Here is a 16,898-nt window from a genome sequence, read left to right on the forward strand (position 1 = left end):
TTTAGATTTGATAGAAATGGATTATTCACAATTTCTATATATGAAAGAGGAGTTATCACTGATAGCAGTTATCCTCATTGTATTCCTGGCCGACTTGTTTATGGATCCGGAAAAGCGAAATACTCCCGGACATGCACGTTTTGCAACTCTGCTTCCTATCGCGTTGCTGATCATTCATACGGTTATCAACCTGGTACCTGCAGCCGATAATGCGGAAGCTTTTGGCGGAATGTATCAATATACGCCGATGCAAACCATCATCAAAGCAGTGCTTAACATCGGCACGATTATCGTATTCTTCATGGCTGCCGAATGGCTGAAGCTGGAAGATACAGCAATCAAACGCGGTGAATTTTATATCATGACACTCTCCACTTTATTAGGTATGTATCTCATGATATCTGCCGGACACTTCCTGATGTTCTTCATCGGCCTGGAAACAGCCAGTATTCCGATGGCAGCACTGGTTGCCTTCGACAAATACCGTCACCACTCTGCCGAGGCTGGTGCCAAATACATTTTGACAGCCTTATTTTCAAGCGCTTTATTGCTGTTTGGCTTATCGATGATTTATGGTACTTGCGGTACTCTTTACTTCAACGACCTGCCTGCACACATTGATGGTAATATGTTGCAGGTAATGGCATTTGTATTCTTCTTTTCCGGTATGGGATTCAAACTCTCTCTGGTTCCTTTCCATCTCTGGACGGCAGACGTATACGAAGGTGCACCGAGTGTGGTAACAGCCTATTTAAGTGTAATCTCGAAAGGTTCGGCGGCCTTCGTACTTCTCACAGTACTGATTAAGGTATTTGCCCCGATGATAGCAGACTGGCAAGAGGTTCTTTACTGGATCACAATTGTATCTATTACAATAGCTAACCTGTTTGCGATCCGCCAGCAGAACCTGAAACGTCTGATGGCATTTTCCAGTATCTCTCAGGCAGGATATATTATGCTGGGTGTGATTGGTGGTACAGCTTCCGGAATGTCTTCACTCGTATACTACGTATTGGTTTACGCAGTAGCCAATTTAGGCGTATTCGCAGTGATTACTATTGTAGCACTCCGCAGCCAAAGATTTACGCTCGAAGATTATGCAGGACTTTATAAGACAAACCCGAAACTGGCATTCATCATGACCTTGTCTCTATTCTCATTGGCAGGCATTCCACCGTTTGCGGGATTCTTCTCTAAATTCTTCATCTTCATGTCAGCATTCCAGGCAGGTTTCCATCTGTTGGTGTTCATAGCGCTGATCAACACTGTAATTTCATTATATTATTACCTGTTGATAGTGAAAGCCATGTACATTACTCCTTCAGACAATCCTGCACCGACATTCCGCAGTGACAACTGTACAAGAATAGGTTTGGCACTTTGTGTATTGGGTATTGTAGGCTTAGGTATTGCAAGTGTAGTTTACCAGACAATAGATAAGTTCGCATTCGGACTGTAAAGGCCGGATGATCATCTTTCAAAGCAGAATATCAGAAGCCTGAGAAAGTTATCAACATATAACTTCTAAACGCAGATTACACAGATGGTCGCAAATTAAATCTAAGTTTTGCGATAATCTGTGTAATCTGCGTTTTTTAATGCAACCGTCATTCCGTGTAAGTGTAACCATCACTTCGGGGTAAGTGCCGATAGCTTCAAGCTGTCCTTACACTATCGGCAATATAAACCAGAAACAGGAACCTTTACCCGGTTCAGACTCCACTCCTATCTCACCATGCAACTGATCTATAATACTCCGGCAAATAGAAAGCCCCAAACCGGTACCATGAACAAATGAATTCAGCTTCACAAAACGATCAAAAATCTGTACCCGGTATTCTTCTTCTATCCCAATACCGGTATCAGATACATAAAAACGAATTCTGCTATCTTCCAATTGTTCATATCCCACTTTAATAGTCCCTTCCGAAGTAAACTTAGCTGCATTATTCACAAAGTTAGAGATAACCTGGTGCAGACGATTACGATCACTCATAATATAACATTCCGGCAAATGTTTATCAAATACCAGCTTTACTGTTCCGGTGGTCTTTCCTTTCATACTACGTACAATGTCCTCACATAATAAGTTTACATTCACCTCTGTAATGGTAAATTCAAAAGTACCAGCTTCTATCTTCGACAAATCAAGGATATCCGAAATCAACTGCAACAATAATTCATTGTTCTCTTCAACAATACCTATGTACTGTTTACGTTCTTCCACATCCTCAGTCTCTACCAGTAATCCGGAGAAACCCACAATAGCATTCAGCGGAGTACGTATTTCATGGCTCATATTGGCAAGGAAAGCACTTTTCAAATGGTCAGCTTCTTCTGCCTTTTCTTTGGCATCAATCAATTTGACCTCAATCTCTTTCATTTCCGTGATATCGTAATTGATACCTATTATCTCTATCAATCCTTCTTCGGGAGCATAATGAGACATCATAATGTTCATACGCACCCAATTCCATTCAGAAAACTCCGGAGCTTTAGAATCCAACATTTCTTCTGCTGTCTTATGCACGCGGACTTCACTACGAAAACTTTTACTGCGTCCTTCTATTACCTCCTGATAGAAATTAAGAATCTGCTTTCTATCATCCGGATGTATTTTACTATATACGCCCACAATGTCTGTCAAGGGAGTATCTTCTTCCTCTCCCATATTCTTAAACCACTGCTTTATAGCATACCCTTGCTTATCAAGAAGATTAAGCTTCGCATAGCCCACTTTTGCATAGTCAGAAATCAAAAGGAAGAAGTTTTCAAAGTCCTGTATCTTTTTAATAGCATCCAGTTGCTCGGTATTATCCATATTCAAGAATATATACCCGAGAAACTTACCATCCTTGCCAAAGAACTTACTGACCTTGGTATAGAGAGCTATATATCCTTTTCTTTCAGATTCATAATATTCTCGTATGCTGGTAAACGTATAATTCATACGAAAATCCAGCTTTTCTTCACTGCGCATCCTTTCTCTGATTTCATCCGATATATTCGGATTATCAAATACATTAACGCCCAATACATCTGCTTTGTCACGAACTCCGAATATTTCCATGTCTTTATTGTTAATATCAATCATGAAACCATTCTGATCATAGATTTCTATACCAACAGGTATATTAGCAAAAACTATACTCAAGAGTTTTTCACTACGATCCAGTGCCTTGTGTGCCTGTTCAGTCTCTGTTATATCAACAAAAAGTGCCACTATCTCATCTTTTTCTGGAGAATAAACAATACAACGGCTATTTTTACCGGACACAGGAAAAGAGACCTCTAATTCTTTATAACCGTTCCCATCTATAATATCAGCAATGTAGTTCAACTTATGCTGATAGTTGGTATGCAGTTCACTGGCATATTTTCCTATATAATCAGTGTTCGGAATCCCCATCAGATCAGTACACATCTGATTCGTATCAGTGACCAGATAATCTACCGGTTTACCGTCAACACCACGCACAATACTTATATGAATATATCCGATAGGCATATAATGAAACAAATTATGCATGAAAGCCTGCTCGTGTTTAGCCTCATCCCGTGCATTACGCAGTTCGGTACAAATACTAATTATATTGGCCAATGAAGAGAGCCACTGGCAATCGTCATTGCTCCACACGCGAATACGCTTGACTAAGTCTATCCCCAGATATCCACGTATTCTTTCACCAGATTTAAGAGGAACAACCAGTAATGATTTAATATTCTGCCGGCTAAGAATATCAAATTCAGCCGGAGCTTCTTCCTTCAGGTCTTCAACAGAATTAAGGACAATTGGCTGCCCGGAAAGAATTCTCTCCGTCCACCATGGAAGTTGCTGAGCCGGGATATTCTGCAAAATATCAATTTCCGGTTTTACTCCTTCTGCCAGGACCTCAAAAATGCAACTATGATGTTTACACTCCTCGTCGTACTCAAAGATATAGGCACGATCTCCCTGGAAAAACTGAAGTATATCATTCAATATATTATTGATACCAGGCGTAGCATCTGTTTCCTGAATAAAATAATAGAGTGACTGAGATATAGAGTTTTGCCTGGCCAGTTGCTCATTAGTACGTATGGCAAGTCGTACCGCCAAGTCTTTTTCTGCCCCTTCTACCTGACGAATATAACCAAAGGCAATTAACTCACCAGTCTCATTCATTTTCTTAGAACCCAGATGTGAATGAATCCAGATTTCCTTTCCATCAATAAGAAAAGGATAGGTCTGATCATATGCATCAATATACGACAAAGAGATAAACTCACGTTTCGTGCGTTCATAATAATCCTGCCGGATCAGACGAGAAAACGAATTAAAACTTATTTCATCGTTTTCCAGTTTAAGTAAATCGCAAATATACTCAGAACAACGAAAAGTTCTGGTAGTAAAATTGGCCTCCCACCAGCCTATTTGTGCTAAAAAAGTAAGCTCACGCAAACGGTCGTAATCGTCGCATTGAAAGTTTGTAGAAACGGGCATATTATACAATTATCTATATCCGGCAAAAGTAATTAATTAATTATATATTATAGCACTAAAAGTATTTTTTTGCATACAACATTCTCGTATATCGAAAAACCCATAAAGACACCTGATTGTAACAGAAGTGCAAACCAATTGTATTTCAAGTGTATTACCCATGTAATCCCTTCTCCGCAACTTTGCAACGTCAAAAGAAATACATCAATTAATGAATATGAAAAAAGCATTTAGAACAGCAATTTCGTTCTTCTTTTTACTCACCGCACTGGCTTTTGCAGCACAAGCAGGTAACATTCACGGTACAATCACAGACCGAACTACAAACGAGCCACTGACCGGAGCAACCATACAACTTTCAGGGACCACACTCGGAACTGTTGCCGACATAGACGGCAAATACCAATTCAACAATCTCAAGAGTGGTGTATATACACTCGAAATAAGATATATAGGTTATAAAGACATCATACAGAAAGAGATAAAGGTCACCAATGCACCACTCATACTTAATTTTGAGATGGAGTCTGATGCACAGACGTTGAATGACGTCACCGTTGTGGCACGCATGAAAAGAAATACCGATGTAGCAATGATGACCGACCAACGCCGAAGCCTGGTAGTACAAAGCGGAGTATCGGCCCAGCAAATCAGTAAAACACAAGACAAAGACGCTTCGGAAGTTATCAAGCGGGTACCGGGTGTATCCATTATCGATGAGAAGTTTGTTATGGTACGCGGACTCTCGCAGAGATATAATAATGTATGGATAAACGGAGGGGCTGTGCCCAGTTCGGAAGCCGATTCACGTGCTTTCTCATTCGACATTATTCCCAGTTCACAACTTGACAACATGGTGATCGTGAAAAGTCCTGCACCGGAATATCCCTCGGACTTCACAGGAGGTTTTATTCTGATCAATACCAAAGATATGCCAAGTGAAAACAGCTTTAACCTCTCTGTGGGTGCGGCAGTAAATGACAATACCCATTTCAAGGATTTCTACTATAATAAGGGAAGCAAAACCGATCTGCTTGGTTTCGACAACGGGCTACGTTCACTACAAGGAGGTATCGACAAAATAATGAATACTTTCGATGGTAAGGCCGTGGACCTGATGAATAACGGATTGAACAATGACTGGACCGTAAAAAGCAAAAAGCCCCTGCCCGATTTGAAACTAAATACTTCCTACAGCCACATCTGGGATACGGAAAGCGGACGTAAATACGGTCTATTGGTTACACTGAACTATAGTAACACCTATAAAACTTACAAGGATATGGAGAATTCCCTGTTCGGAGCTTATGACGTAACTCACGACCACTCAGTATATCTACGCAGAAGCATAGACAACCAATACAATAACGACGTGCGCCTCGGAGCCATGGCAAATCTTACTTTCCAACCCAAAGACAGCCGTCATCATTTTGAATTCAAGAACATTTTCAACCAGCTTGGCAAGAGTCGGTACACCACCCGCGAAGGTATAGATGCACAAAGCAATAATGAACGGAGCATGGAATATTACTACTCCAGCCGGACTACCTACAATGGGCAATTCACCGGGAAACATACCTTTGACAACGGCAAACTGGATTGGAGTACCGGATATGCATACGCCAACCGTAATATGCCCGACCGTCGCCGCATCCTGTTGAATGATGAACTTGAAAAGGACAGGATAGGGCTAACCAGTGGTTCGGATATCAGCCGTGAGTTCTACAAGCTGGACGAACACATTGCTTCGGCCAACATCAACTATCAGCACGAATATTCTTTCGGTACATTCAATCCGACACTGAAAGCCGGTGCTTACAGCGAATACCGCACACGTGAGTTTACCACCCGCCGCTTCTATTATAACTGGAATCAGGCAAGCAACACACTTCCGGCTGACTTTCGCTATATGGATATGATAAATACCGTATTACGTCCGGAGAATTATGGTTTAGACAAACTTCACCTCTTTGAAGAACCCAACAAGCTGAACGATTACAGTGGAAATAATATCCTGGCAGCCGGATACATAGGGGCTAATCTGCCTTTGGGAGCTTTCAATATTTACGCGGGAGTACGTTATGAGTACAATCAAATGGAATTGATCAGCAATACCCGCTCTACAGCCAAAAGCCCCCAAAGCAAATACTATACCAATAATGACCTGTTCCCCTCTCTGAACATCAGCTATGAGCTAACGGAAAAGCAACAATTGCGTCTGGCTTACGGAAAGTCTGTCAACCGTGCCGAATTCCGTGAAGTTTCCAGTTCCGTATATTATGACTTCGATCTGGCAAGTCCGGTAGAAGGAAACCCGGACTTAAAATCTGCGTATATTCAGAATATAGACTTCCGTTATGAGTATTATCCTTCCGGCGGAGAGGTGATCTCAGTAGCACTTTTCTACAAGAACTTCCAGAATCCGATAGAGTGGACTTACACCGTAAACGGAGGAACAGACCTCACCTATTCTTATAAGAATGCCAAAGCAGCCAACAACTATGGTATCGAACTTGATATCCGTAAGAACCTCGGCTTTATCGGCCTGAAAGATTTAAGCTGGACTTTCAACGGAGCATGGATCAAAAGTAAGGTAGAATTCGACAAGAACAGCATTGAGCTTGACCGCCCCATGCAGGGACAATCTCCTTACCTCATCAATACAGGCCTTTTCTATCAGAATGAAAAGCTGGGACTGAATGCTGCCGTACTTTACAACCGTATCGGAAAACGCATTATCGGAGTAGGCCGCAGTGTAGGAAGTGCCGGAAGTGAAAACACCAACAACTTACCCAATTCCTATGAGATGCCACGCAACACGATAGACCTTTCTCTAAGTAAGAAGTTCGGCCGCTGGGAAGTGAAAGCCGGTGTACGCGATCTGCTTGCCGAAAAAGTTTACTTCAAACAGGTATCGGAGGTACGCAAAGGTGACGTGAAGTCCGAACATGAAGAGATCACCCGCGCTTATCAGCCCGGAAGAAATATTAATCTGAGTATTAGTTTTAATCTATAATTCATCACTTAAACAAAGAATGACAATGAAAAAGAGTATGTTTGCAGCCCTTTGCCTCTCATCTATATTGGCACTTGGCACCATAACAAGTTGTAGCGATAACGAAAGTGCTCCTTCTTACTTTATCGATCCGAATGAAGACACCAACATTAAAGATCTGAAAGTACTCTTCGGCAATAATGAGGGTGCACAACAATGGGAAGTGAAACAGAACGTACACATCACCAAAGGTACGTATCTCATGAAAGGCTGGTGTTACATCACTGACGGAGTAACGGTAACCATTGACCCGGGTACGGTAATCCGTGGCGACAAGAGTACAAAAGCCGCTTTGATTGTAGAGCGTGGTGGTAAACTGATTGCCGAAGGTACAGCCCAAGAACCGATTGTAATGACTTCCATGATGAAAAAAGGTCTCCGTCGCCCGGGTGACTGGGGTGGACTCATCATTTGCGGAAAAGCAAATAACAATCAGAAAGAGCAGCAAATAGAAGGTGGCCCCAGAACCAAACATGGAGGCAATGACGATAACGATAACTCCGGTATCTTCAAATATATCCGTGTAGAGTTTGCCGGTTTCCCTTTTGAAAAGGATAAGGAAATCAACGGTATCACTTTCGGTTCGGTAGGTAAAGGTACGGTAGTAGACCACCTGCAGGTTTCCTATTCTAATGACGATTCTTTTGAATGGTTCGGCGGAAGCGTAGACTGCAAGCACCTGATTGCTTACAAAGGCTGGGACGACGATTTTGATACAGACAATGGATTCTCCGGAAACGTACAATTCTGCCTGGGCGTGCGTGACCCGAAAATTGCAGACGTATCACAGAGTAACGGATTTGAGTCGGATAACTGTGCTGACGGTAATATCGCAGCCACCCCTACCACAACAGCTGTATTCAGTAATGTTACCTTTGTAGGCCCGGCCACAAAACTCAACGCTGATTTCCAGAATACTTCGGACTACATCAATGCCGGTGATCTCTACCCCAATAACAACTCCGGTCTTGGTAAATTCCAGTCGGCTATGCAGATACGTCGCAGCAGTAACCTGAATTGCGTTAATTCCGTAGCCATCGGCTGGCCTATCGGACTGATCATTGACGGTGAAAAAGGGAATACGGTTGAATCGGCCAAAGAAGGGAAGATCGTATTGCAAAACATCTATCTGGCTTTGGGCAAGAACTCGGTTGTGGGTACGGATGCTAACAAGAAGTACGAAGATGTACTTGGTACATACAGTGACGGTAAGATTACTTACGACGAAACAAAACCATCTTATTCCAGTACTTTCTTCAAAGCACAGAAAGGAAATACAGTGTTTGAAAACGAAGACGATCTGAAACTAACCGACACGAAAAACGTAGGACAGAAGTATGCACCAACAAGCGAAAGCCCACTGCTGGGTAAAGCTTCGTTCGATGCCGTACCCAATGCTACTCAACTGGAAAAGGTTACTTATATCGGTGCTTTCTCCGCACAAGACAACTGGATGGATAACTGGACCAACTTTGATCCGGAAAATACAGACTATTAGTGCTTCCCGCACGGGGAGGTACGCCAGGCGATGAGACTATTTAAATATTAGATAGATAGGATTGCCCGGTGTAGGGAGTTGTTTTACATGTACATGTAAAGCAGTACGACATGTACATGTGGGACAGTACAACATGTACATGTGGAGCAGCTTTACATGTACATGTAAAACAACTCCGCATGCCGGGCAACAAACCATTACTCTACGAGGCAAAGCCTCATCAGTACTTCCATACACATACGCCCGTTATGATAAGGGCATTTCCAGAAACCGGCTTTATCGTCTTCGCGGTTCACTGTGCCATCGGCACGGATACTCCAATACCATTCACCATTCTCCCGGTCTATGAGATACTTCCTGATAAAATCCCAGCAGGCAATGGCCTTTTGCAAAGCCCCCTTATCATTGAAATGCTGGAAAAGGTTCATATAGCCAACCACTGTCTCAGCTTGTACCCACCAATGACGGTCGGCATCTACCCGGTAAGTATCGGGATTCTTTTCATAAATCATCCCTCCTTCCGAAGTAAACCCTTCAGAAGCTGCTATCGCTATTTGTTTCACAATCGGTTCTACCTTTGCCAGCAAGTCTTTGTCGCCCAGCTCCAATGCGGCCTCATGAATAAGCCAGGAAGCTTCAATATCATGACCGTAAGAAACAATCCGGTATTTACTATTCCAGTCATCATCAAAAAAGAGTTGCAGGTGACCTGTTTCCCGATTTAGTATTTTATCGGTAAAAATCAGGATAAGATTATACAGTTGATTTTTCAGTCGTTCATCTTTCCACACCCGGTAAAGGTTGGTATAGGGTTCGAGAATATGAAGATGAGTGTTCATCGTTTTACGCTCATTGGCATCTTTCTCGCTGAGACGCATGTCTTCTATTTCATCCCACTCGCGGGTGAGGGCTTCACAATAACCATTTTTCACAGCGTCAAAGCTATGCGCTTCAATGCTCTCAAAGAGGCGTACGGCATAGTCAAGAGCTTCCTTATCTTCGGTAGCGCGATTATATTCACTCAGCCCATAAATAGCAAAGCCGAGGGCATAAATCTGTTTCTTTGTATCGAGCGGCGCTCCTTTGCAGTCAAGACTCCAATAAATACCACCAAACTCTTTATCGTAAAAGTGGTGAATAATGTACTCTTTGGCACGGGTGGCCATAGCAAGGTATTCTTCTTTTTTCAACAAACGATATGCGGCGGAGTAAGTCCACAAAATGCGGGCATTAAGGATAGCTCCTTTCTCTGCTTCGGGCACCCGTTGTTCCATGCCGGTGATACGCCCGTAGAAACCACCGTTCTCTTCGTCCACCATTCGGTTCATCCAATAGGGCAGGATATTGGTAGTAAGTACCTCCTGCACCTCTTGCTTCAAAGTTGATATAGATTGATTCATATTTGTATGATTTTGAGTGTATTTCACCACAGAGGACACAGAGGACACAGAGCTTTAAATCTTTATTGAAACGCAGATGAACGCAGATTTTCGCAAAGGGAAATAACGATAAAATAAAGAACTACAGTTTTTTAATCTGCGTTCATCTGCGATCATCCGCGTTTCATCAGAGAAAATAATATCTCTGCGCCCTCCGTGTCCTCTGTGGTGAACTGATTCATTTCGGATCAGGTTTGAATTACTGATTCGTATTACTTTTTTAATTCCGTTTTCTCTCCAGTTCTACCGTGATGTCTTTCATCTTCTTCTCACTCAACGGATACATACTGATAAATAGTACACTCAGCACTGTACCTATTGCCGGCAGGAAGCTCAGGAACATTTTAATGCCATGAATCGCTTCGGCACTCTGTACAGCATTGGCCTTGAAACCAAAATAAGCAAGTAACCAACCGGTGATAGCACTACCGATTGCCCAACCGAATTTCTGGCTCATGGAGGAGGAAGAGAATATCAGTCCGGTAGCCCGATTGCCGGTTCTCAACTCAGAATAATCGGCACAGTCGGCGTACATAGACCATAACAGTGGGAAAATGCTTCCGGCACAAATACTAATCAGTATCTGGAAAACGAATATCAGTGCAATGTCTCCCTTTCCAAACCAATAGAAGATGATGCTCAGTACAGTAGCAATCACCATGGCACCCATGTAGGTAGCTTTCTTACCAATACGGTTGCTGAGTGGAGCAGCAAGGACTACCCCTACGATATTGGCAACCTGGCCTACTGCCAGATAAAGCCCACTTAACACAAACGAGACTCCGAAGAAGGAAACAGTAGCATAATCTTCCTCCACAATGAAGTACTTGAAATAGTAAACCGTGGCCCCGTCGCGAACAGAGTTGAAGATCAATGCAGCAATACCTGCACCGAGCAGAATCCACCAGGGTTTATTGTGAAGCAAATCTTTCACATCTTCCTTCAACGGGCTTTGCGCTTCCTTGATAGGTTTCACCCTTTCGCGCGTCAATGCGAAACAGCCATAGAACAGTATCGTACACATGACTGCTATGACTATCACACTCATCATCCAGCCGTGTTGCTCACTGTGTCCCTGGCTAAAGTAATTCACCATCGGCATAAACAGCAACAGAGCTATGAAGCTGCCGATATAGGCAAATGTCATGCGATAAGTAGACAGTGTATTCCGCTCCTTCGGATCAGGACTCATCACTCCCAACAATGAAGCATAAGGCACATTGATAGCAGAATAAATCATCATCATCAGCGAATAAGTGACATAGGCGTATATCAATTTGCCGGTATCACTCAGATCGGGAGTAGTGAACGTCAGTATGCCAATCAGCCCGAAAGGAATGGCAAGAAACAGCAGATAAGGACGGAACTTTCCCCAACGGGAATGAGTACGGTCAGCAATGATTCCCACGATCGGATCGAAAGCCGAATCCCAGGCACGGGTAATGAGAAACATAGTACCGACCACAGCAGCCGGAAGTCCGAAGACATCCGTATAGAATATCATCAGGTAAGAGCCAAACAGTTTCCAGAACATGGACGAAGCCATATCACCGAAACCATAGCCTATTTTTTCTTTAAGTTTTATCATGGTAGAAAAAGAGTAATTAGTGATGAGTGAGTAGTGATTAGTGATAAGCAATTAGTGAGTAGTGATTAGTAGGCTGCGCAATTATACCGCATGGCACTAATCACTCATCACTACTCACTAATCACTATTTTCTTGTTTTTCTCTATCATCCTCTTCAGCGTCTCCACCGAAGCAGAAGAAAAAAAGCCATCCTGCGGTGTATGCAGGCAGTAGTCCACCAACTTATCAATGGTAGATGTAGCTACATGCATACGGGTATCCGAAGAGGCATAATAGATAAACACCGTTCCATCTTCATCAGCAATCCAGCCGTTACTGAACAATACATTCGATACATCACCGATACGCTCTTCACCCTCCGGAGCCATAAAATATCCGGCAGGGGCGGCAATCAGCTTCGTCGGATCTTTCAGATCAGTCATATACATATATAATACATAACGCAATCCGGCAGCACATCCGCGAACCCCATGAGCCAAATGTAACCAGCCTTGCGGGGTCTTTATCGGGTGCGGTCCCTCTCCATTCTTCACCTCTTTAATAGTATGATAATAGCGTTTGTCTATAATAACTTCTTCTTTCACCTCGGCATGCGTCATGTCATCTACCAATGCCCAACCGATACCGCCACCACTTCCGGCATCAATAAATCCATCTTGCGGACGGGTATAAAGTGCATATTTCCCCTCAACGAACTCCGGATGCAACACAACATTACGCTGCTGGCTCTTTGTTTTCAGATCCGGAAGGCGTTCCCAGTTCTTCAAGTCCTTGGTACGGGCGATACCGGCTGTAGCCGTTGCCGACGACAAATCTCCTGCCGGAGCATTATCGTCAGGTCGTTCGGCACAGAAGATACCATATATCCAACCGTCCTCATGAGCGGTAAGGCGCATATCATAAACGTTCGTTGCCGGAACAACATCTTCAGGCATCGTCACCGGATAATCCCAGAAACGGAAATTATCTACTCCGTTAGGACTCTCTGCAACGGCAAAGAACGATTTACGGTCAGCACCTTCCACACGTACCATCAACAGATACTTTCCGTTCCATTTGATGGCACCGGCATTCATGGTTGCATTCATGCCGATACGCTCCATCAGATAAGGATTCGTCTTCTCATCCAGATCATAACGCCAGAATACCGGCGTATGGGCAGCAGTCAGCACAGGATGTTCATAACGGGTAATAATACCATTTCCACCTTTCATCGGATTGTTTTTGCGGGCGAGGAATTCCTCATGTTCGGCCAGCAAGGTAGCAATTTTGTCTTTAAATAGGCTCATAATCGAAGTCTTTTCTGTTTTATAATTTAGTTTGATAGTTTATTTCGTAACGTACAGTCCATTCACATCACCAACAAAAAGAGTGTTGGGAGCCTGGTAGAATTTCACAAAATCCGCTGCGGATATTTGTCCGGGATAAGGAGCATAATAATGATTATCCCGTTCACGAGCATTACGCCACACCAGTACATAGCTGATTGGATATTTGCTGATAACCGGCATCAGCGTCTTCGTCCACCATGTAGAATCAGGAATTGTTTCAAAACCAGTTTCGGTGATAGCAATAGGTTTATTGTGTACTCTACCTACTTCTGTCAGAATAGCCAGTGATTTGTCCAGTGTCTCCATATACTTCTGACGATCGAACTGATACGTATCAAAACCGATAAGGTCGATGATTTCATCCCCCGGGTAACGCTCCAGATACTCGGTACTATCATTGGGTTCCGAACCGGGAGAATAGGCATAAAGCAGGTTATTAACACCTTTCTCCTGCATACGGTCATAAGTCATCTTCCACAAAGCTTTATACTGGCTGGTTGTGCAAAGATTCTGCCCCCACCAGAACCAACTCCCGGTATGTTCATGCCACGGACGGAAAAGCACAGGAACTTTCGTGCCATCTGCCCTGGTAAGAGAATTCATAAAAGCGGCTACTTTATCGAGCCAGCCAAGAAACATCTCATGATTCACACCACCGGGAAGGATAGAAGCTACTACCGTAGTATCGCTCACATCCCAGGAGTCTTTACCGGTCAACGGATTGTCAAGATGCCAACTGAGAGAACTCATACCACCCCGGTTATATTGTGCAATGATTTCATTCTTCACTCTCTCAAAAGAAACATTATCCAGATTTCTGTCTCCCCCCAGTTCGATGCGTCCGAGATCGAAGGACATCACAGCAGGATAATCACCACAAACACTTTTTACATCACTGCGATCCGGATCATCCTCCCAGCCGATACCATACACCGGATCATCATGATGCCCGAACATAAATCCTTGTGCAGGTATGCGTTTCAGGTTCTCCAACAGAGCTTCCGTTTCCTGGGTTCGTTCCATTTTCTTTTTGTTTGTATCACACGATGTTATGCCCAAAGCTAAGACCATCGTAGCAATTAAAAGGTTTCTCTTTTTCATATCGGTTCGTATCATTCGTTTCTGTTATTTTACTGTAAAGGTCTCTTTCAGTAACACTTCATCGGCAGAGGAAGGTCCTGCCATCACTATAAACTCGCCAGGCTCCACTCCCCATTTCATCTTCTTATCGTAAAAAGCCAGTTTATCGGGTGTTATAATAAAGTTCACTACTTTACTCTCACCTGCTTTTAATGCAATACGGGCAAAGTCTTTCAACTCCTTCACCGGACGGGTGACACAACTATAAGTATCACGAATGTAAAGCTGTACAATCTCCACTCCGTCACGGTCTCCTGTATTTGTCACCTTCAGGCTGACACCTACACTGCCGTCTTTGCTGATTTCTGTCTCCGTCAGTTTCAGATCTTCATACTTATACGTAGTGTACGATAAGCCGTGTCCGAACGGGTAAAGCGGTGTACTTGGCTGATAGGCTGCATAAGGATGGAAATATTGAGACGGTTTGTGATTATAAATCATTTGTAACTGTCCTACACTCTGCGGGATGGTGATTGCCAGTTTTGCCGAAGGATTCACCTTTCCATACAATATTTCGGCAACAGCTTGTCCACCATACATCCCCGGTGCCCATGCCTCAACAATAGCAGGCAGATGTGTGGCCGCCCATTGTACCCCAAGCGGACGCCCATTGACAAGTACAAGAATAGTCGGCTTGCCCGAAGCAGCCACTTTCTCTATCAACTCATTTTGTAAACCTACCAGACTGATATCCGAACGGTCTGTATCTTCTCCGTCTGTCCGTTCTGTCCACCGGAAGCGCATCATATATTCTCCGGCTACTACAATGTTCAAATCTGCATTCCGGGCACGTGCAGCGGCTTCAGCTACTTTCTTCGGATCCATATTACGTGGATCCCAACCCTGATCTACAAAGTCAAACTTCACACCGGGAGCCACCTGTTGCAAGCCTTCAAGAATGGTCGTTACATTCTCCGGCTTCTCAGGAGCACTCCAATCACCTAGAATATTCTGGTCATCGGCATTGATGCCAGTCACCAATACCCGTTTATATTTGAAAGCATCCAGAGGCAGGATACCTTCATTCTTCAATAACACAATGCCATTACGGGCAGCCTCCAAAGCAGTCTGGCGATGCTCGGGACAAAGCCGGATCTTCATACTCTGCTCTTCATCAGCATACGGATTTTCAAAAAGTCCGAGACGGAACTTTACTTCGAGGATACGACGCACTGATTCATCAATACGCGATTCCGGAATTCGGCCTTCTTTTACCAGTTCCGTTACCATCTCGTTCCAATGAATGCCGTGCATGTGCATATCCATACCGGCCATGATAGATTGATAGAAGGCTTCCTTTAAATTGGGAGCAGTAGCATGCAGATCGTGAATATGTTCAATGTCCATCCAATCGCTCACCACAAATCCGGGGAATTTCCATTCACCCCGAAGTACCTCTGTCATCAGCCATTCATTTTCGTGGCAAGGTATGCCGTTGAGTTCATTGTGAGCTGTCATCAGTGACATGGCTCCCGCATCCACTCCTGCTTTGAAGGGAGGGAAGAACACCTCGCGCAGGGTACGTTCCGAAAGATCGGTTGGCGATCCGTTTGTTCCGTTTATAGGCTGACTCCCTCCTACAAAGTGTTTGATACAAGCCAGCACATCTTCCGGGCTGTCCAGGTTCTGCTGATATCCCTTTACAGTCTGTACCCCTATCTGTGTAACGAGATACGGGTCTTCACCATACGTCTCTCCTACCCGCCCCCAACGGGCATCACGTGCTACTTCCACATTGGGATTGAATGTCCAGTGCATATTCATGGCTCGCATTTCCTTTGCCGTTTCCCGGGCTATGCGACGTGCCATTACCGTATCAAACGAACAGGCGAGATTAATATTGGTGGGATACACCGTATTATCCGGTGCATTGGCATTGCCATGGATAGCATCGATACCAAAAATAACGGGTATTTGCAAACGGCTCTTCATGGCAAATGACTGAAGATAATTGGCTTCTTTCAATGTCAACACATGAAGAAAAGAGCCTATCAATCCTTGTCCGGTCCACTCTTCTATATCCTTTTCCGTAAATCCGGGATAGAAAGCATTGGCCGTATTATTCTTCAAGTCCTCCTCTTTCATCACCGCGCTGTTGGCTTTGATATGTTCCACGCCTACAAACTGATTCATCTGGCCTACCTTCTCTTCCAACGTCATACGACTCAGCAAATCTTCCACCCGGTCTTTCACAGGTGCCGAAGGATCTTTATATACTTCTCCTTTCCCGCCGGAGCAAGAACTGAGTATCATTCCTATTGCTATTGTCATTATAATATTTCTCATAATTTTATCTTTTGTTCTTCCCACACGAAGAGGTACCATTGCTTCCCGGTGCTTCTATTCCCACCGCCTGGCGCACTT

Annotated in this window: 9 protein-coding genes; 3 read left to right on the forward strand and 6 right to left on the reverse strand. The window is 43.8% G+C overall.

Annotated features, from left to right (window positions below; translation table 11 throughout):
• Window positions 1–16: 16 nt before the first annotated feature.
• Window positions 17–1,459: an NADH-quinone oxidoreductase subunit N gene (locus VCM39_RS18010; protein ID WP_322932813.1), complete on the forward strand. Its 1,443-nt coding sequence runs from the start codon at window positions 17–19 to the stop codon at window positions 1,457–1,459.
• Between the two features lie 207 nt (window positions 1,460–1,666).
• Here VCM39_RS18010 and VCM39_RS18015 read toward each other — a convergent pair whose 3' ends face one another.
• Window positions 1,667–4,483: an ATP-binding protein gene (locus tag VCM39_RS18015; RefSeq protein WP_289290916.1), complete on the reverse strand. Its 2,817-nt coding sequence runs from the start codon at window positions 4,481–4,483 to the stop codon at window positions 1,667–1,669.
• A 217-nt stretch (window positions 4,484–4,700) separates the two neighbouring features.
• Between VCM39_RS18015 and VCM39_RS18020 the strand changes: the two genes are divergently transcribed.
• A complete protein-coding gene (locus tag VCM39_RS18020) occupies window positions 4,701–7,499 on the forward strand; it encodes a TonB-dependent receptor (RefSeq protein WP_322932814.1) in 2,799 nt (932 codons plus the stop codon).
• Window positions 7,500–7,524: 25 nt separating this feature from the next.
• The gene (locus VCM39_RS18025; protein WP_322932815.1) at window positions 7,525–9,036 is read left to right on the forward strand and encodes a hypothetical protein; all 1,512 of its coding nucleotides are present in this window, start codon (window positions 7,525–7,527) and stop codon (window positions 9,034–9,036) included.
• Window positions 9,037–9,233: 197 nt separating this feature from the next.
• On the opposite strand, the gene VCM39_RS18030 is transcribed toward VCM39_RS18025, so the two are convergent.
• From VCM39_RS18030 to VCM39_RS18050, 5 genes are all read right to left on the reverse strand, one after another.
• A complete protein-coding gene (locus tag VCM39_RS18030) occupies window positions 9,234–10,436 on the reverse strand; it encodes an AGE family epimerase/isomerase (protein WP_322932816.1) in 1,203 nt (400 codons plus the stop codon).
• 259 nt (window positions 10,437–10,695) lie between these two features.
• Window positions 10,696–12,063 carry an MFS transporter gene (locus VCM39_RS18035; protein ID WP_221651471.1) on the reverse strand — a complete coding sequence of 456 codons (1,368 nt, stop codon included), beginning with the start codon at window positions 12,061–12,063 and terminating at the stop codon, window positions 10,696–10,698.
• Window positions 12,064–12,173: 110 nt separating this feature from the next.
• A complete protein-coding gene (locus tag VCM39_RS18040; RefSeq protein ID WP_221651470.1) occupies window positions 12,174–13,352 on the reverse strand; it encodes a glycoside hydrolase family 130 protein in 1,179 nt (392 codons plus the stop codon).
• A 39-nt stretch (window positions 13,353–13,391) separates the two neighbouring features.
• A complete protein-coding gene (locus VCM39_RS18045) occupies window positions 13,392–14,495 on the reverse strand; it encodes a glycoside hydrolase family 26 protein (RefSeq protein ID WP_221651469.1) in 1,104 nt (367 codons plus the stop codon).
• Between the two features lie 24 nt (window positions 14,496–14,519).
• A complete protein-coding gene (locus VCM39_RS18050) occupies window positions 14,520–16,820 on the reverse strand; it encodes a glycoside hydrolase family 3 N-terminal domain-containing protein (RefSeq protein ID WP_322932817.1) in 2,301 nt (766 codons plus the stop codon).
• Window positions 16,821–16,898 lie beyond the last annotated feature (78 nt).

The sequence above is a fragment of the Bacteroides mucinivorans genome, assembly GCF_034654355.2.
Taxonomy (GTDB): domain Bacteria; phylum Bacteroidota; class Bacteroidia; order Bacteroidales; family Bacteroidaceae; genus Bacteroides; species Bacteroides nordii.